Annotated in this window: 15 protein-coding genes; 5 read left to right on the top strand and 10 right to left on the bottom strand. The window is 38.8% G+C overall.

Annotation, left to right across the window (positions count from 1 at the left end; all coding sequences use genetic code 11):
• Window positions 1-2: 2 nt before the first annotated feature.
• The 10 genes from ETP70_RS03555 to ETP70_RS03510 form a co-directional block, all read right to left on the bottom strand.
• Window positions 3-2,156 (bottom strand): RelA/SpoT family protein, encoded by a 2,154-nt coding sequence (locus tag ETP70_RS03555; protein ID WP_151899889.1) that lies wholly within the window; start codon window positions 2,154-2,156, stop codon window positions 3-5.
• A 4-nt stretch (window positions 2,157-2,160) separates the two neighbouring features.
• Window positions 2,161-2,382, bottom strand: a complete 222-nt coding sequence (locus tag ETP70_RS03550; RefSeq protein WP_151899888.1) for a DNA-directed RNA polymerase subunit omega — start codon at window positions 2,380-2,382, stop codon at window positions 2,161-2,163.
• 19 nt (window positions 2,383-2,401) lie between these two features.
• Window positions 2,402-3,112, bottom strand: coding sequence for a UMP kinase (gene pyrH, locus ETP70_RS03545; protein WP_151899887.1), 711 nt, complete (start codon window positions 3,110-3,112; stop codon window positions 2,402-2,404).
• 66 nt (window positions 3,113-3,178) lie between these two features.
• Window positions 3,179-3,787: a GGDEF domain-containing protein gene (locus tag ETP70_RS03540; RefSeq protein ID WP_230973301.1), complete on the bottom strand. Its 609-nt coding sequence runs from the start codon at window positions 3,785-3,787 to the stop codon at window positions 3,179-3,181.
• A 69-nt stretch (window positions 3,788-3,856) separates the two neighbouring features.
• Entirely contained in the window at window positions 3,857-6,148 is a 2,292-nt protein-coding gene (locus ETP70_RS03535; RefSeq protein WP_151899886.1) for a molybdopterin oxidoreductase family protein, read from the bottom strand.
• Entirely contained in the window at window positions 6,145-7,710 is a 1,566-nt protein-coding gene (locus ETP70_RS03530) for a DmsC/YnfH family molybdoenzyme membrane anchor subunit (protein ID WP_151899885.1), read from the bottom strand. The genes ETP70_RS03535 and ETP70_RS03530 overlap by 4 nt, the downstream gene beginning before the upstream one ends.
• Before the next feature lie 174 nt (window positions 7,711-7,884).
• Window positions 7,885-8,373: a hypothetical protein gene (locus ETP70_RS03525; protein ID WP_151899884.1), complete on the bottom strand. Its 489-nt coding sequence runs from the start codon at window positions 8,371-8,373 to the stop codon at window positions 7,885-7,887.
• Complete coding sequence (locus ETP70_RS03520) at window positions 8,366-8,971, bottom strand: hypothetical protein (RefSeq protein WP_151899883.1); 606 nt, start codon at window positions 8,969-8,971, stop codon at window positions 8,366-8,368. The genes ETP70_RS03525 and ETP70_RS03520 overlap by 8 nt, the downstream gene beginning before the upstream one ends.
• Before the next feature lie 166 nt (window positions 8,972-9,137).
• Window positions 9,138-10,826, bottom strand: a complete 1,689-nt coding sequence (locus ETP70_RS03515; protein WP_151899882.1) for a cbb3-type cytochrome c oxidase subunit I — start codon at window positions 10,824-10,826, stop codon at window positions 9,138-9,140.
• Window positions 10,823-11,437 carry a cupredoxin domain-containing protein gene (locus ETP70_RS03510; protein ID WP_151899881.1) on the bottom strand — a complete coding sequence of 205 codons (615 nt, stop codon included), beginning with the start codon at window positions 11,435-11,437 and terminating at the stop codon, window positions 10,823-10,825. Before ETP70_RS03510 ends, ETP70_RS03515 begins: the two co-directional genes overlap by 4 nt.
• A gap of 214 nt (window positions 11,438-11,651) precedes the next feature.
• Between ETP70_RS03510 and ETP70_RS03505 the strand changes: the two genes are divergently transcribed.
• The 5 genes from ETP70_RS03505 to ETP70_RS03485 all read left to right on the top strand — a co-directional run bounded on the left by ETP70_RS03505 (window position 11,652) and on the right by ETP70_RS03485 (window position 18,777).
• A complete protein-coding gene (locus tag ETP70_RS03505; protein ID WP_151899880.1) occupies window positions 11,652-12,932 on the top strand; it encodes an MFS transporter in 1,281 nt (426 codons plus the stop codon).
• A 20-nt stretch (window positions 12,933-12,952) separates the two neighbouring features.
• The gene (locus ETP70_RS03500) at window positions 12,953-14,875 is read left to right on the top strand and encodes a ferredoxin--nitrite reductase (protein WP_188110040.1); all 1,923 of its coding nucleotides are present in this window, start codon (window positions 12,953-12,955) and stop codon (window positions 14,873-14,875) included.
• A gap of 74 nt (window positions 14,876-14,949) precedes the next feature.
• The gene (locus ETP70_RS03495; protein WP_151899878.1) at window positions 14,950-15,741 is read left to right on the top strand and encodes a formate/nitrite transporter family protein; all 792 of its coding nucleotides are present in this window, start codon (window positions 14,950-14,952) and stop codon (window positions 15,739-15,741) included.
• 58 nt (window positions 15,742-15,799) lie between these two features.
• Window positions 15,800-17,440 (top strand): bifunctional protein-serine/threonine kinase/phosphatase, encoded by a 1,641-nt coding sequence (locus ETP70_RS03490; protein ID WP_151899877.1) that lies wholly within the window; start codon window positions 15,800-15,802, stop codon window positions 17,438-17,440.
• Between the two features lie 23 nt (window positions 17,441-17,463).
• A complete protein-coding gene (locus ETP70_RS03485) occupies window positions 17,464-18,777 on the top strand; it encodes a hypothetical protein (protein WP_151899876.1) in 1,314 nt (437 codons plus the stop codon).

The following is an 18,777-nucleotide window of genomic DNA, read 5'->3' as shown; positions in this document are numbered from 1 at the left end:
ATTTAATTTTTATAAGCATCATCAGTTCTCACCAAATTGACAACTTTTATTTTAGACTCTATTTTAGCACGAAGTGAATTAATATCAGCTTCTTTTGCCTCAAAAACAAGCTCACAGTACTTAATATAATCAGCACTCTCTTTGCCCAGCTCAATTGCATTGATATCCACATCCAATTTAACCAGGAAACTTAAAAACTCAGCCAAAGCACCTTTTTCATTATGCAAAGAGGCAATCAGTTTGTATCGGTAAATTTTTTCCTGCTTCCAGCGGACAAAGACCATCGGATCATGTGCATCGAGCATTTTTGTAGCATTGTTGCACAGTTTGTGATGGACATGCACCTTTGTTTTATCCAAAAATCCCATAATTTCATCCCCGTGTTTAGGATGACAGCAGTAATCAAACACTATATCGGTAATGTTTGTTGTAGAGAATATCTCAATACCTGCAATTTCATACCCTTTGAGTTTGAATCTGTGTCGGGAAATAAACTTTTTAAATCTGTTGTTTTTACTGATTTCTACTATATATTTATGAATAACATTCTTAAAATGTTCTATGTCGTTAGGAATAGAGGTCACACTGTCACAATGATGTTTCAAAAACCATTCCTGCACTCTCGCGAAATTCAGCTTCATTGCAGTTGCAACAATACTCACAGCCACTTTTGCATTAAGATCGCGTATTCTTGCATTGCAGTTTAGTTTCATATTTGTTTTGGCTTTTGATGTTTTGACTGCATCAATCCAGGAACATCTTGTAACAATTTCATCTCCGGTAATAATTTTTACTATATCACCATTATTGAGTTCGCTCATTAAAGAGGCTTTTGTTTTGTTGATTAAAGCGCTCACAGCTTTGTTTCCGACTTCCGAGTGTACAGCGTAAGCAAAATCAAGTGCCACTGCTCCGCGGGGAAGGGTAAAAGCATCACCGGACGGAGAAAAAACCGAAATGTCTTCAGAATACAAATCATTTTTTATCAATGCATAAAAATCCTCTACAGACTCATTTTGGTACTGCAGACTGTCTAACCAGTCCAGCTTGATATTGTTGCCGCCGCTTTTATATTTCCAGTGTGCGGCAACTCCGAGTTCAGCAGTTTTATGCATATCATAGGTTCGAATCTGTACTTCAAAAATTGCAGCATCATGAAAAACAGTTGTGTGAATGGTCTGGTATCCATTGTCTTTTGCAACAGCAATATAATCTTTAAAACGTGAGGCAAGCGGACGAAAATTAAGATGAATAAGCCCCAAAATCATATAACACTTTACAGGGTCTTTTGTAAGAATCCGAACAGCCAAAAGATCCAGCACCTCATCAATACTCACACCTTTTCTCTGCATCTTCAGATAAATAGAATATTTATGTTTTATTCTGGACAAAATCTCAAAATCATCTTCACAAAAGCCATTTTTCACAAGAATCTTCATTATTGATTCTTTGATTGCATCAAGTTTCATCTCAATTGCATGATAGTTTGTCTGAAGATAATTTTCTATTTCCTGCTTTTCCTTGGGAAACAAATAGCCGAAACTTAAGTCTTCAAGTATATTTTTTAAAAATGAAATCCCCAATCTGTGTGCAATAGGGGCATACACAACCAATGTCTCTTCGGCAATTCGTTTTTGCTTGTGAGCAGGCAAGGCATCAAGGGTGAGCATATTGTGCAGTCTGTCACACAGTTTGACAACAAGCACCCGTACATCATGAATACTGGCAATAAGCATTTTTCTAAAAGAGAGTGCCGATACAACAAGCTTTTCATCAGAATTGGAGGGAATGAGTTCATGATCTCTAATCGTATCTATTTTTGTAAGTCCCTCCACCAAATGGGCAACATCCTTACCAAACAAATCTTCTATCTGTTCAATAGTAACAGGAGTGTCTTCAACAACATCATGCAATAAGGCGGCAATAGCCATCGACTCGTCATTTGTTATAGAAACAACAATGGAGGCTACTAAAATGGGATGGATTATGTAAGCTTCACCACTTTTTCTATACTGCCCTTCGTGTGCTTTTATAGAAAAGTCTAATGCTTTTTCAAGTGGTTCACTTTGGGGTATTTGAGAAAAAAGATAAGCAATTGCAGATTCAACATCATTGATGTGTTTAATCTGTTCTATATCCATTTGACTCAAAGGCAAAAACTTATTTCTCTTTGTCGCTAAAGCCTTTGACTCTAATAAGTCCTTCAGCTATTTCCATAAGCGCCAAATCAGTTGACTTGATACTGCTTGTATTGACATTTAATTTGCTTGGAGCACCGTTTTCCAGTTCATCACATCTTTTTGCAACTGCAATTGCCAGTTGATATCTATCCATACTTGGATTTTCATCTAAAACTTTCGCTGTTAATTCTTCAACTTTCATTCTCTGTTTTTCCTTTAGTTTATTTTACTATTGAGCAGTTGCTCATATTGCCATTTAAAATATCCAATAAGTTACCTTGCTTGGACATATCGCAGACAATAATAGGCAGACTGTTGTCTTTTGCCAGTGCTATTGAGGTATCATCCATAACTTTTATATGATCCTGCAATGCCTGGTCATAGGTCAGTTCGGGTAATTTCACCGCATCCGGGTATTTGGCAGGGTCCTTGTCATAGACACCGTCAACTTTTGTGGCCTTGATAATAACTTCTGCACCGATTTCAACAGCTCTAAGTGTTGCTGCCGTATCTGTAGTAAAAAACGGATTTCCCGTCCCTGCTGCAAAAATAACAACACGTCCTTTTTCAAGATGGCGTGTCGCTTTACGATTAATATACGGTTCAGCAATCTGTTCCATTTTTATAGCGGTTTGCATACGTACCTGCATTCCGGCATGCTCACAGGCCTCCTGCATTGCTACACCGTTTATCACAGTTGCAAGCATTCCCATATAATCTCCGGATGTACGCTTAATAATTCCGTCTTGGGCAGCAGTCACACCACGAATGATATTCCCGCCTCCAATGACTATACCGACTTCTATACCTGCATCAACAAGAGTTTTAATCTCCTGGGCAATATACTTTAAAATCTTTGTATCGATTCCATGACCTGCTTCTCCAGCAAGAGCTTCACCCGAAAATTTAACTAAAACACGTTTGTTTGCCATGCATATACCTTTTTATAAAATCCGTGAATTATACTTAAAATTGGCTTTTGTTTTGCTTTGAACTATTCAATCTCTATCAATTGCAGCCTTTCTCGCTTTTTCCATTAAGGCATCCGGATTTACAGCCCCATCCGGATACACAGATGTACCTATGGAAACCTTAAAATCTATAGTATATTTTGTATTGAGTTCGGGAGCCTGTGCAAATGATTCTTCTACTCTTTGACATACTCTCCTGTAATTTTCTTCTTGTAAATATTCATTAAAAACAATGATAAAAGAGTCATCACTGATATGTCCGATTATATCCTCACTCCGTGTACTTTGCAGCAGTCTGTTACTTGCTTCAAGCATAAATTCCTCTGCCAGCACTTTGGAATGCAGCTGAACTTCATGAAAATTTTTTATTTTTATTACCATAACCAAAAAAGATTTATTATGTCGCAAAGCTCTTTGTATCTGTTCAGAAATTACTATTTTAACATTTTCTTTATTTGGGAGAGAGGTGACAGGATGATAGTAGGCATTTTTTATGAGTCTGTTTTCATCTTCCAAGCGTTTTTTTATCTTTTTTCTGTATTTGATATTAAAAAACAGACTTGCAAGCAAAAGTATACTGCCTGTAAAAAGAGTGTATTGATACAGTTCACATTCCTGCATAATTATGACCGCCATTTTTGAAGTTTTTGGACTGTTTAACTTAACGGGATTTGAAAGGACCCGTAAATAATTATAACATAACTTCTATTGTTGCAAATGCACCTCTTTTTCTTTATAGGCAACCCCTTCATAAACGACCTTGTGATGTGCAATCGCTCCGCTTGATTGTTCCTCTTCAAGTATCAGACCCTCCGGTACCTCTTCTGAGTGAAGCTGTATTGCCGTTTGTTTGAAATTAGGTTCCCCTGACTTTGGACAAAAACTCTCATTGGTCAACGTATTGACAAGCTGTTCATTAAAATGGAACGGGACAAATACCGTGCCTTCGCGTACACTTGATGTCACCCGTACAATAACATCATCAATGCGCCCCCTTGGAGATGAAAGACTCATTCTGTCACCGCTTTTTACTTTGAGTTTGACCGCATCTTTTGGATTTATGTCCACCCAGGCTTCAGGAGCCAAATTGTCAAGAATTGCTATATCCCTTGTCTTTGTTCGTGTATGCCACTGTTCAACCGTCCTTCCAGTGTTTAAAATAACAGGAAACTCAGGGCTTACAGGCTCTGCCATCGGATGCCATTGCACACATACAAGTTTCGCTTTTTTATCGGATGTTCTAAAAGGAATATCTTTGGTGTAGAGTCTTTTACTCCCTTTTGGGAACTGTTCGTTACATGGCCATTGAATCCCGCCCAACTCTTCTATAAGCTCATAACTCATACCGCTGTAGTCACACAACTGTCCTTTTGAGACTTTTTTCCACTCCTCAAAAGCATCACGAGGCTGGCTCCAGTTTGGAAAAAGCATTTCATTCACACCTTCAAAATATTTTGAAAATTCAAGAATGATATCAAAATCACTTTTTGCCTCACCTATGGGTTCTACTGCTTTGTTCGCCTTGTTACAGCGACGTTCAGAATTCGTATAAACACCTTCTTTCTCACCCCAGGTCGCAGCAGCGAAAACAACATCTGCTATTTGTGCCGTATCGCCTAAAAAAGCATCCTGCACGACCAGCAAATCAAGTTTTTTCAGTGTTTTTCGCAGTTTGTCCTGATTGACAAAACTAACCAGCGGATTTGTCGCCGTTATCCAAAGCGCTTTTATCTCACCTCTGTCTATGGCATCAATAATTTCGGCATATTTATAGCCACGTTCACGCGGAATAATTTCCTGAGGAACATTGACAATTTCCGCATATTCTTTTAAAGCCTTTTCATCCCCAAAGTTTCTGTATCCCGGAAGAGATGAAGTGAACCCTGTCTCACGTGTTCCCATCGCATTACACTGCCCTGTTATACTAAAAGGCCCCGTTCCCTCTCGACCGATATGCCCTGTCAAAAGATGCAGATTGATGATGGCACTGACAGTATCTGTTCCCATAAAAGACTGGTTCACACCCATTGTCCAACCGGTGATAACACTTTTACTTGAGACAAATTCACGTGCGAGTTCATACAGGGTTTTGACATCAATGCCTGTAATGTTTGCCACCTCCTGGGGCGGATAATCCTGCAAATGTTTTTTCAGCTCTTTGTATCCGTTTGTATTTGCTTTTATATAACCTTCATCTTCCCATCCCTGCTCCATCACAATGTAAGCCAGACCGTTGTAAAGCGCCAGATCTGTACGCGGTTTTACAGGCACATACACATCTGCCATTTGGGATGTTTTCGAGGCCCTGGGGTCTATAACGATGACTTTCTTTTTTGGGTTTTTGTTTACATGTAAGGTAAGTATCGGATGATTGTCCGCAATATTGGCTCCCACCAAAAAAATAGTATCGGCAAGTGCAAAATCTTCATATGAGCTTGTCGGACCGTCACTGCCAAGAGACTGTTTGTAACCCATAACAGCAGATGCCATACACAAGGTTGTATTGCCGTCATAATTATTTGTGCGAAGACCAAGCTGGACAAATTTACCCAAAGTGTAAAATTCTTCTGTCAAAAACTGCCCTGTGCCAATGACAGCAACGGCTTTGTTTCCGTGTTCTTTTTGAATTCTCTTAAATTCACTGCTTACTTTCGTGAAGGCTTCATCCCAAGTTGCAGGTTTCAGCTCACCGTTTTGTTTTATCAACGGGGTTTGAATTCTATGGGGAGAGTTAAGCATTTGATGTTCACTCAAACCTTTTGGACAGAGTGTTCCCTGATTGACAAAATGTTTTGGATTGCCTTTTGTGTAAACAGCTTTACCGTCTTTGACACCGATGTAAAGTCCACAGCCGACCCCGCAGTATCCACAGGTTGAAAAGACCCATTTATCGGGTTTTTTTGCATCGGCTATCATGCCGAATGTTTCATCATGTGAGAGTTTGTATTTCTCTTCTTTTATATCAAACCCTAAAAAATCTTTTAATTTACTTATCATCGTTGTTTCCCTACAAAAAATCCACCTGCCATTCCAAGAGGAACAACCGTGGTATAAAATAAAAATCTATCACTTATTTCACTCACAAAGGCAATAATGATTGCCAAAAAAAGCATCACAGAAGCCGTTACATGTAACGAAGCGCTTACAAAGACCAAAGTAAACAGCGGCAGTACCACACCACCGAGTATCAACGTGGCGAAACGAATCATTTTGAGCTTATGAAAATTTTCATTTAAAAGTCTTTTTGTCCGTTGCAGTTGGTATGCATTCTCTTTGACATCAAGTGTTCTTATATCTTCATAAGAGAAAAAAAGCTGTGCCAAAGCACCGAGCATACCCAAGGTTGTCAAAGGAATAATCGCTTCATGCACGCTTGATACAGAGCTGATAAATGCAACCAAAAAGATTCCGATATATGCCACACCGAAGAACTTGAAATTCGTTGTAATCCTGTTCCAGGAAGGACGGGCACGAATACGGTAAATCATACTTTGTGCATAAATTCCATAGATTCCCACAGCTAAAGTCAGTGCTTCAAGGAACAAACGCAATATATTGGAGATATCGAAAAAGTATGTTGCCACTACGGCACTCATAAGCCCTGTAAAAACACCCAAAGCCAAAGCCTCGCGGGAGAGCCACGAGGTTTTTATATTTTTCATGGCTGTCATCGCCAAAAACGGACGCCCAAGGTGCAAGGCTGAGAGAGGCAGCCCGATTGCCGCGGGAAGCATCACAAGCAGTGCCATAATCCAGTTGGTACTCTCAAATCCGAACAGACTCATAAAGTCTCCTAAAAAGAGCGCCAAAAACCCACCGAGTGAAATTTGCGTCAAAACTGTCATAAAAACAAGAGGCAGTTCTTTATGTGCAGGTTTTAAGATGTGTTCATCCATCTCTTTCATATCATCCGGCAGATTCTCGGGAAGCGTGTAGCGCGTTGTAGAATTTGTTATGCGTGCATCCGGCAAAAACGGCATGTTTGCCTGTTCGTCTATGTCACGTTCCAGCCACTCTTTGACATTGACAACCTCAATCTCAATAGCTCCTGCAGGACAGGCCTGCACACAGGCAGGAGACTCTCCGACATCAAGCCGTTCATGACACATATGACATTTTGTAACAATATTTCTCTCTTCATGAAAAACAGGAACACCGTACGGGCAGTTCCATGTGCAGTACTGACAGCCGATACAGGTATCGTCATCATGCACGACTATGCCTGTTTCGGCTATCTTTATATATGATTCCGTCGGACAGCCTGTGAGACATTCAGGATCTATACAGTGATTGCAACTCATAGAATTGAGCATCTGGGTAAAAGCCGGAAAATCTCCGCCTTCCATCTCCCCGACACGACGCCATTTTATATCGGCAGGATTGTTGTTTTGTTCGTTACAGGCAACTTCACAGCACCGACACCCGACACAGGCAACAGCATCAAAATGAAAACGGTACTGTTCCCCCTCTTTTAACGGCGGTATATCTATAGAGTAATTCCCACATTGCATCCCTGTATCGGCTTTATACTCTATAAAATTTTCTAAAGGTGTCTGCATGTAAGGTATCTCCATATAATAGTGATGAAATTATACTCTATACAAATGAATATTTTTATAATTCTTTGTTTAATTTTTAATCATCACCTTCCATATCCTCTTTGTCCATAACTGCCCCGACAATAAGCAATCCTATGACAAAAAGGCTTACTGCTCCAATAAAAAAATAGTGCATTAGCGTTTTCCTTTGTCTTTGGCCAGCGCCAAAAACTCTTTGCGTTCATCAACAGATCCAAAGGCAGAATTTTGAAAAAAAAGTGTATCATGCAGGCTTTGCACCAAAATCCCGTTTTCAAGTTCTATTATCCTTGTAATTTCTTCCCAGGGAATACGCTTTTTATCTTTATGCAAGCCTTCTGTATCAATAATAAAATGCACTTGTGTATCTTGAGGCATATTTTTTTTGTAAAAATTTAACAACATTCTTTTTCGCAGAAACCATCTTCCAAAATACCAGTAAAAGACCAAAAAGGTTGAAAGATACAAAATACCGTAACTTTCATGCTTCAAAGCACCGACAATACCAAACTGCACCAAAGCGACAAAAAACCAGCCTATATATCTTTTGGCAGAATGACGCATATCATAATCATAAAAAAGCTTGCTTGTCTGCAGCGCCAGTTCTTTGTTCCAAATATAATCAACACTGATTGTTTTAGACATGTTCTTCACACTCATGAATCAATAAGTCCTCTTTTTTGATACACTCTTTTTCTTCCAGTGCTTCCAAGAGTTGTAATGTCTGCAGATAAAGCATTTCGTAACGCTGTTTGTTTTTTGCATACAGTCTGCTCTGCTTTTTACCATACCAGTAGGCAAAAGCAACAGAGGAGGCAAAGAGTGTATATATCCACCATTGCCACGCTTTGAGATTTAGCAATACTATAAAATACTGCACAGAAAAAAGAACAAAAAACTCAATGGAAAAAATGATGACAAGCGTGGCACTCTGTTCAAAATCAAGTGTATATTTTTCCAAGACACGCAATTTTGCCAGATTTTCATTAAAGGTTTGCGCTTCTTGTTTGCATTCATCTTTGAGATTTTGCACATTGATATCTTTGAGATGGATATTGCTCAAATTGTATTCGACATTTGTCTGCATGTAATCTTGCAGAATTTCCGGATTTTTCTCTAATGTCTGAAGAATTTCTTCTTCATCTACTCTGTTTTTCCCGGCAATTCTTTGCACATCCTGCAAAACCAAATCGTACAGTCCTATAGTCTTGATTTCACGTGCAACTCGGTCTAAGTTTATCAACTGTTTTTTCCTATTATTTTAATCTCTTACTGAATAAATTCTAAATCTTAAAACTTTCCAAACATGACTATTATGTTTGCAATCTGTTCGGAACCCGTACTTTAATACGGGCTTTGTATCTGTAAAGACTAAGCCCTGTCTGAATTCCGAAAAAAATATGAAACTTTTACTGCGCAAATGCCGGATCATCTGCCGGTTCCAACTCTTCTTCTATCCCATAAGAAGCCGTTGCATCTTTTGCAGGCAAAAATATACCGATTAAGCCTTTGATACCCACACTCATAATAATATTGTATAAGAATACTGCCCAGGCGACAAGCAGCATCGTTCCAAAAATAGCGGCAAATATCATGTCTGGATTAAACTGCCCATCCACATAAAGGTGACGACGGAGCATCCCGTCAAGTCCTGCCATTCCCATAAATGCGCCCATACCGATACCGCCAATAAGATGCAGCCAAAAATGTGTATTTGCCAGTTTGTGAGAATAGAGTTTTGTGTTGTTTGTTACCAATGGCCATAAAACATACAGCGCCGAATAGAGTGTCATATACAATCCGACAATCAAAGCAATATGCACATGCGCACCGATAATCCACTGCGTATTGTGCAACACTCTGTTCATCCCCATATCTGCCTGGATAATTGCAGCAGGCACAGCCAGACCAAACCCTACAAGTCCGCCGAGAAGGTATTTTAGTTCCATAGTCATTTTCAGAGGACGGGCCTTCCAAAGTGTCACAAGGGTAATAAAGAGTGCAAGTCCCTGGGTCAGTAGTTCAAAGGCAGTCACCATCTCACCGGAGATAAGTTTCATCATTTCAGGTTGTCCCTGATCACCAAGAAGGTGATGCGACCAGACCATCCAGGAAACCAAAAGCTCAAGCATTAACGCCGCACGGGCAACATTTTCCATAAAAAGCTTTTGTCCGGTGATTAATGTGGCAAGCAAATACCACGAACCTGCCACATAAATCAGAACCAGACCATCCGCAACCAAATCAAGCCCCCACCAAAAAAAGTTCTTGTACAAAAGGGCATCAATCGCCGTGACATCAAGTGCATGTCCGCTTGCATCAAAAACCAAATAAACCAGGATTAAAATACCTGCACCCAAAATCACCAGTGCATCCAAGAAAGTATCTACCGTACCACGGAAGATTGCCACAACAGGAAGTGCCAAAGCCGGCTCTTTTGTATAAGGCTGTTTTCCTCTCAGCTTGTTGATAAGATTTAAAAATCCGTCTATACCAAATCCTGAGATTAAAAGTTCTTTTGTTGTCTTGTTTTTATGAATACCTACCCGCGCAAAAATTGTTGCATATATATTGTAGATAAAGCCTAAAGTTCCAACCATAATTAATGCTACACCCAGAATAAAGACAATACCGCCAATAACATTAAACTGGTGTGTATCGGCAGGAAGCGGCCAGTACAATGTATATAACGGTGCATACTGCCATACAAATGCGGCTATCCATGCCAAAGCAGTCCCTAAAGTAATCAATATCCAGGTCCAGTTGGCAAGTTTTACACTGTAGAGCGGTTTTTTCGTAAGATATGGCACCAAAAAGGTAAAAGCACCAAAGACCAGCTGATAGGTCGAACCGAATATACCGACAATCGGGTGTACCGTCATGATGGAAAAGAAATGTTCCGGATGAAAAAACTGCTCAGGCAGAGGATTGAGCGGCACATGCCCGACCTCAACCATTCTCATAATCATACCCTCCAAAGCGACCAGTCCGTAAAATAAAAATGCCATAACAACCGGTCTGAGTGTTACCTTTTGCAAAGCATTTAAGCCTTTATGGTCAAAATTTGTACCATTTATTAATGTATTTATATAACTCATTGAATGCCTCCATTATCTTTACAGCCTACGACTTTAACGAAATCTTTCACCAGCATTAAATCTTTACCGTCTTCGCTGTACTGTCTGGGTCCGGAATATTCAGTGGATGTTAAATCAAAAACACCGTTATGATTAAATGTCCATAAAATATCATTGGAGTCCAGGATACCGTTGACATCCGTGCCGGGATTGACCTGCATCTGCATCACCATGGAACCGTCTTGACGAAAGAGTCCAAACCCATACACCAGATCTCTGCTGTGTACATCAAACTCAACCGTTTGTCCACACTGTATAACTATCTGTTTTGGCAAACCCAGCCACTTATGATTTTTAATCTCAAATTCATACTTTGCATCCGGTTTGATGTTATGTCTGTCAATATCCTGTGACACCCACGGAATTGTATTGTATGTAAAAATATGGTGTCCCACACCGCCTGCAACCAAAAATGCCATATACCAGTAAAATGGAATACGAAAAACTGACTTGGCATCTTTTTTTGTCAGGTTATACCCAAACCATGCAACAACAGAAATAATCATTGCAGCATATATAGAGTAAGCAACCCAGTGAAAAGACAACAATTCAGCCGAATTTGTAAATGTCATGATAATGCTCTCCTTAAATTTTCACAAATTGTATAAAAAACGAGAATTGATAAAATTGATATATATCAAGAAAATCACTCTTTAATATGAAAATTGTATAATTTCTAATCTTTTGAAAATTCTAAATTGATTACTTTTTAATCAATAATATTTTTAAATCGGAAATATTTTTCACTATAATTACACTATTAAATTTCATTGGAGAATGTATAATATGGCAAGTTTTAAAGCCCTCAAAGGTCAAGGCGATGCAAAAACACTTTTTGCAGCTTTTCTTTATTTTGATTTTAGCTTTATGGTCTGGACCATGCTAGGCCCATTGGCAACAGAAATCAGTGAATCATTGGCAATGCACGGATTTATAATGAGTGCCTCACAAAAAGCCACACTGCTTTCTATTCCGATTTTGGCAGGAGCACTGCTTCGTATTGTACTTGGATTCGGTGTTGATAAATTCGGTGCGAAAAAAACAGCGCTTATGAGTCAGGCAGTTGTTATATCTGTGCTGTTTTACGCCTATTTCAGAGGAGAGACCATTACCTATAATGAACTCCTGATTGTAGCTGTCGGTCTCGGATTTGCAGGTGCTTCTTTTGCGGTTGCATTGCCACAGGCAGGACAGTGGTATCCGCCAAAACTGCAGGGAGTCGTTTTGGGAATTGCAGGTGCCGGCAATATTGGTGTTGTTGTTGACTTTATGTTTGCTCCAAAAATAGCAGAACTTTGGGGGTGGCAGGCAGTCTTTTTAGTTGGTGGAGCATTATCAACCTTAATCTTTGTAACATACATCTTTTTGGCAAAAGATGCACCAAAAGAGGTTTACACGCCCCGTCCTAAAAAACTCAAAGATTATGCCAAACTCTTACGTGACAGAGACACTTGGTGGTTTAACCTCTTTTATGCAGTAAGCTTTGGAGGATTTGTCGGATTTGCAGGATATATGAAAGTTTATCTTATGAACACCTATCAAGCCGATATGAGTAGTTTTGGACTCAGTGTATTTAATGAACCCAATGTTAAAGTCATTGCCGGTTATTTTGGAGCGCTTACAATTTTTGCCGGTGCAGTCTTGAGACCTGTCGGGGGTGCTGTTGCAGATAAAATGGGTGGTGTCAAATCACTTTATATCTTTTTTGGTATTGTAGCCGCATTGGCAATTGTAAATGCAACTGTCACTCTGCCGTTTTGGGTTGCAATTGCAGTACTCTTTGCAATAATGGCAAACCTTGGCATGGCGAACGGGGCAGTTTTTCAACTTGTGCCTCAGCGATTTGGCAAAGATATTGGAATCATGACAGGGATTATCGGTGCAGCCGGCGGACTCGGGGGTACAGCCCTTATTAAAACGCTTGGATGGTCAAAAGGTGCCTTTGACGGCTATTCGGCTGGTTTTATGATATTTGCCGGTGTTGTACTTGTAGCTATCATGGGAATAAGTTTGGTAAAAACACGATGGAGAACAACCTGGGGCGTTGCAGCCGGAGGAAGAATATAAATGAGAAAATGGAGAATATTTTGCAATTACAAGTATTAGAAAAAGCATATGAAGCTAGAAGTAAAAAAGTTAATAAAATCGAAACAGTCAAAAACCTTAAAAATCCTATGGAGGCTTTTGAAAAGATAACAGAGTATGCACGAGAGGGATATGATGCAATTGAGGATGAAGACAAAAAATATTTTTTGAAATGTTTTGGAATCTTTGACAAAGACGGTCTCACGCCGAAGCAGTTTATGATGAGAGTCAGAGTTGCAGGGGGACACCTCAACGCAATTCAGGCAAAAAAAATCGGAGAAATTGCAAAAAATTTCGGTCAGGATTATATTGATATCACAACCAGAGCACAAATTGAACTCCGTTTTTTAAATATCGAAGATATGCCTGCTGTTTTAAACGGACTTGAAGAAGTCGGACTCACCTCCTACCAGACAGGTGTGGACAACTTTAGAAATATCGTCACAGACCCATTTGACAAAGACGGTTTTGACAATGTGCTTCCTTCGTATGATTTACTTAAAAAAATCGAAAAAACATTTTTAAAAAATCCGGATTGGATCTCAACACTGCCAAGAAAATTCAATACCGGGATTTCAGGCTCTCTCGCAAACAGATGTAATGTTTTTGGACATGACTGTTCTCTCGTACTTGCACAAAAAGACGGAGTATACGGTTACAATATGTTTCTTGGTGGCAGAGTCGGTATGATTGCAAAAAATGCAGACATATTTTTGGCAAACGAAGAAGAAGTTTTACAGGCCTACGGTGCACTTATAGCAATCTTTCAAAAGTATGGTTTCCGTGACAACAGAAACAAAAACAGACTGCACTTTCTCATTGAGGCTGTCGGCATGGCTGAAATTTCTGCAGCCATTCGTGATGTTGCAGGCGTAAATTTTGCCACCGCCGGTGACACAATGACACAAATAGATCCTGTAGACTCAGAACACGGAAAAATCCAACTTCGAGACGGTTCATTTGGAGTACAGATTATTGTACCTTCGGGAATATTTACAGGTAGCGATCTGATAAAAGTATCCGAGTTAAGCCAAAATCACGGCAATAACGAAATCAGATTCAGTGTTGAACAAAATATCTACATTCTAGGTGTCAAAGACACGGCTGCACTTTTAGAAGATCCCTTTTTTATAAAATATAAAAATATAAACACGCCTTACTTTAACAACCTTGTCGCCTGTGCAGGAACCAAACACTGTGCATTTGGCGTTATTGAAAACAAAGAGGATGCTATAGAAATGGCTGCATATTTAAGTAAGGCTGTTCCTCTTGAATCAGGGAGAGTACGAATGTACTGGTCTGCCTGTGTCAAAGGCTGCGGAACACATGAGATAGGAGACATCGGTTTTGAAGGCTGTAAAGCAAAAGTGAAAGGACAAACCGAGGACGGTGTCCACATAACCATAGGCGGAAAAATCGTCAGTGAGGGAAAAAACGGGTATACCGTTATCAAATCTGCTCCACTGAAATTTTCTAAATACTTTGTTGAGACTCTTGTGTTAGAATATAAAAAACTGCGTTTAAAAAACGAATCATTTGAAGCATTTCATGACAGAATTTTAGCACAGTATTCTCATGCATATATCGGTTTTTATATGCAACTCCAAGCTTATTTACGATTAAAAAACATTGCTATTGATTTAAATATCAATAAAATTCCAAAAACAGGACATATTGAAGAGTTTGAACTTTTTGAACTTGGCCGTAAGCTCTATTTTGCTCTCTCCAAACAAGAACCGTATACGGCATACAACAGATTTACAAATGAAAATCCAAGAGAAAAACTGATACCTCTCAATAAAATAGTTTCCGATATTGATAAGAACATCAATGAACTTGTTTTTAAGATGCTGGATGTTGAAGCAAAAAGAGCCGTTGTTTTTTCTGAACTGCTTCCATTAATCAACTTGGCTGACAATGATTAAAAATTAATCATTATAAACCTATTAAGTATACAAATTTAAGCTATACTTATTAAATAAAATTATAAGGAATTCATATGAGTTATGTAAAACCAGAGATAGTTGTAGATGGAATGGTAACAGCCGGAGTATACAAATCAGGATTGGGTGTAAAAGATTTATTGATACGCGGTTCCCTTGCGGGTGCTCTTCTTGGGGTTGCTACAACCCTGGCTATTGTTGCTTCTACTCAGACACATCTGCCTATTGTCGGAGCGCTTATTTTCCCTGTCGGTTTTGTTATGATTGTTTTGCTGGGATTGGAGCTTGTAACCGGAAGTTTTGCTTTATTGACGACATCTTTGTTTGACAAAAAAATCGGGTTCGCAAAACTCTCTGTAAACTGGTTCTGGGTCTTTACAGGAAATCTACTGGGCAGCCTGCTTTTTGCAGCTCTTTACAGCCTGGTTGCTACAAAATTCGGACATGTGGAATCATCTCCTGTCATAGACATGATTAAGCATATTGCAGAAGCAAAAACAATCGGATATGAAAAAATAGGTGCAGACGGTATCTATACCGTCTTTTTAAAAGCTGTTTTTTGTAACTGGATGGTATCTTTGGGTGTCGTTATGGCATTGACAGCTACAACAACAATAGGAAAAATTGCAGCTATGTGGCTCCCGATTCTTACTTTCTTTGGACAGGGGTTTGAACACGCCGTTGTAAATATGTTTGTTATTCCTGCAGGCATAATGCTTGGTGCAAATGTAAGTGTGTCACAGTGGTGGCTGTGGAATGAAATTCCGGTAACTTTGGGAAATATTGTTGGCGGAGCGATTTGTACAGGTATGGCTTTATATTACACACATAGAAAAAATCAGGCATAAAAACTCTTTAAAATAAATACCGTTTTGCTATAATCTACTTTACATGTAAAGGGGCAATATGGCAAAAGGTAATATTAAAACTTCCGGGTTCTCACTTGCAAAGACCAAAGAACTGACCGGAGATGATTTTTATGATATGGCAACTATCGGCAACCTGAGTGTTGCCATAGTCTGTGATGGTGTCAGCAGTGCCGAAGAAGGTGCCCAAGCAGCAAAAAGAGTGACCTCCTATCTTATAAACAACTTTAAGATTCGCCCAAAGTCATGGTCAATCGAAAAATCTATAAAAACATTTATCAATTCCATAAATACAATTCTTTATAAAGAATCACAACTCAATTATGAACGCAGTGAACTTATCACAACCCTTGCTCTCGTTGTTATAGAAGGAAACCGTTTATACGGCGTAAATGTCGGAGACAGCAGAGTATATCTCCTCAGAGATGCTTCACTGACACAGCTCTCATCTGACCATGCCATGCAAGAAGAAGGATATGAAAATGTCCTGACGCAGGCTATTGGTATCAGTGAGGATGTAGAACCCTACTATTTTGAAAATATTATTCAGAAAAATGATAAAATTCTTCTTTGCAGCGATGGTTTGTATAATGTACTTTCTGAAAATGAAATAAAAGACAATATTTCAAAAGGAGCTATTGCTCTTGTCAAGCGAGCAAGTAACCATACAAAAGACCATCTTCCTGATGATACAACAGCAGTTGTGTTGGAAGTACTCAATGCTGATGAGATAGAGATACTCAAACAGCAAAAACTGGATATTCCACGGTCACTCAAAGCAGGTCAGACCATAGACGGCTATAAACTTGAAAAACCTCTCATACAAAATGAAAGAACCTGGCTTGCAAGTAAAAAAACAAAGCAATATGTTATAAAGTTTGCACCGGTTGAGTCCAAAGAAGATAATCAGATCTTAGATCTGTTTGTCAAAGAAGCATGGAATGCCAAACGTCTCAAAGCAAAGTTTTTCCCAAAGGCTGTCATTCCAAAAAACAGAAGTGCCCGATACTATGTTATGCAGCTCTTTGATGGAGAAGATTTAAATAATTACCTGGCATCACACTTACATGTAACGATAGATGATGCTGTGGAACTTGCGCAAACACTTTTAAACATGTCTCAGTTTTTACTTAAATATGATCTTGTACACGGTGATATCAAGCCAAACAATATCATGATTGCCAAAATTGACGATGATAATACAGAATACAAGGTTATTGATTTTGGCAGTATTACAGAGATATTTTCAGAAGAGTCCCGCGCCGGTACACCGAGTTTTTTGGCACCTGAACGATTTCAAGGCGAGTCCATAAGTGAAACAAGCGAAATTTTTGCCATTGGTGTGACACTCTATTTAAGTCTTACGGGGAAATACCCTTACGGCGAGATAGAACCCTTTCAAAACCCGACATTCAAAGAAGCCAAAAAACCGAGTTATTACAATTCAAATATACCTGATTGGCTTGACAGTGTTATCATGCGTGCTATTGCACTTCAAAAAGACCAAAGGTATGAGCATTACTCTGAGATGAAATATGAACTTACACATCCGCAGAAGGTAAAACCCTACTTTATTAAAAATGCACCACTCATTGAAAAATCACCCTTACTCTTTTATAAGAGGGCTTTTACTATAATGACAGTTATAAACTTTATACTTATCTATTTGGTATTAAAATAAAGGGCATCCCTAAAAGGAAATTTATGAACTGGTTCCACTTTTTCCGGCCAAAGTCCTATTGTTCAAAAAGCTTTGGAAGAGGTATTCATGCAGATATCGCAGAAAATGAAGAAGAACTCTTTAACAAAGCCTACGAAGCCTTTGAAAAAAAAGAAATTTTAAATGCCTATACATTCTTTTTCAACTCTCTGATGAATTACAAAAACGGTCTTCCCAATCAAAATATTATACTCACCCGGGAAAAGGAGTCTTTGAAGTTTATCCTGTATCAAGGCAGTGCAAAGATCAACGGCTTCACAACAAACAAAAAACTCTACGCCGAAGTGACTATGGTCAAGGCAAAAAATGCAAATGTTGCACTCAAACGCTACGCACTTGAAAGAAATTACCAGTTTACCTATGTAAATTACTGCAGTGACGGCGACCATATTAAATTAAAACTCAGTCTTGACAATATTACTATGACCCCCAAGAAAGCTTTTTATCCTTTAAGAGAACTGGCACTGAATGCAGATTACGACAAAGAACACATGCTTAGTGAATTCGAACAAAAAGAGTTAGAGGACATCGGCCACATTCAAAAACTTGACACTGCCGAGTTACATGTAAAGTATAAGTATTTACATATTTGGACAGAAGAGCTTAATGCAAAAATACAGACATTGCCGGCAGAGGACAGTATAGGTATGCAGGCATTTCTATATCTAAACTTTTTATTTAAAATTGACTATCTTTTGGTACCAAAGTCTAAAATCTATCAAAAAATGACAAAAAAACTTCAAAATTATTTTGCAGATGAAGAAGCACTGCCAGAAGTAAAAAATGCGGAACTTGCAAAATATATTTTAAGTCTTGAAAAGCTTGATTTTGATGACTTCAGTCAAAACTTTTATGAAGCCAAATACACATTCAGCCAAATTGAAAAAAGTTCTTATGATGAGTTTGTTGACTTTATAGAAGAATCACTTATAAAGCTCAGATGGTACAAAAACAACCGCCATCCTCAGATCATACCAACCATTTACAGTTATATAGCCTTGTATGCTCTGTATAACTACGGATTGAACCCTGCGGCCAGAAAATTACTCCATATTTATATTTGTGTCATTTATGCTGAGTATATGAATGCGCTGGGATGCAAAGGATATTATGATACGCAAAAGAACCAGTTTTTAGAAAGTGAGATAATCTCTCAAATTGACGAAACAGTTTCCAGGTACAGACATCAGTATAAACTGCTGAGCGCTTTTGGTGATGAACTTGATTTCAGTTCACTCAATGATTTTTCAAACAGTTACTTCAGTGCATTAAAAAATCTGGATTTTCATGAGGCCTAG

Source organism: Sulfurimonas hydrogeniphila, assembly GCF_009068765.1.
In the GTDB taxonomy this organism is placed as follows: domain Bacteria; phylum Campylobacterota; class Campylobacteria; order Campylobacterales; family Sulfurimonadaceae; genus Sulfurimonas; species Sulfurimonas hydrogeniphila.
This window is presented reverse-complemented; position numbering and strand designations above follow the sequence as displayed.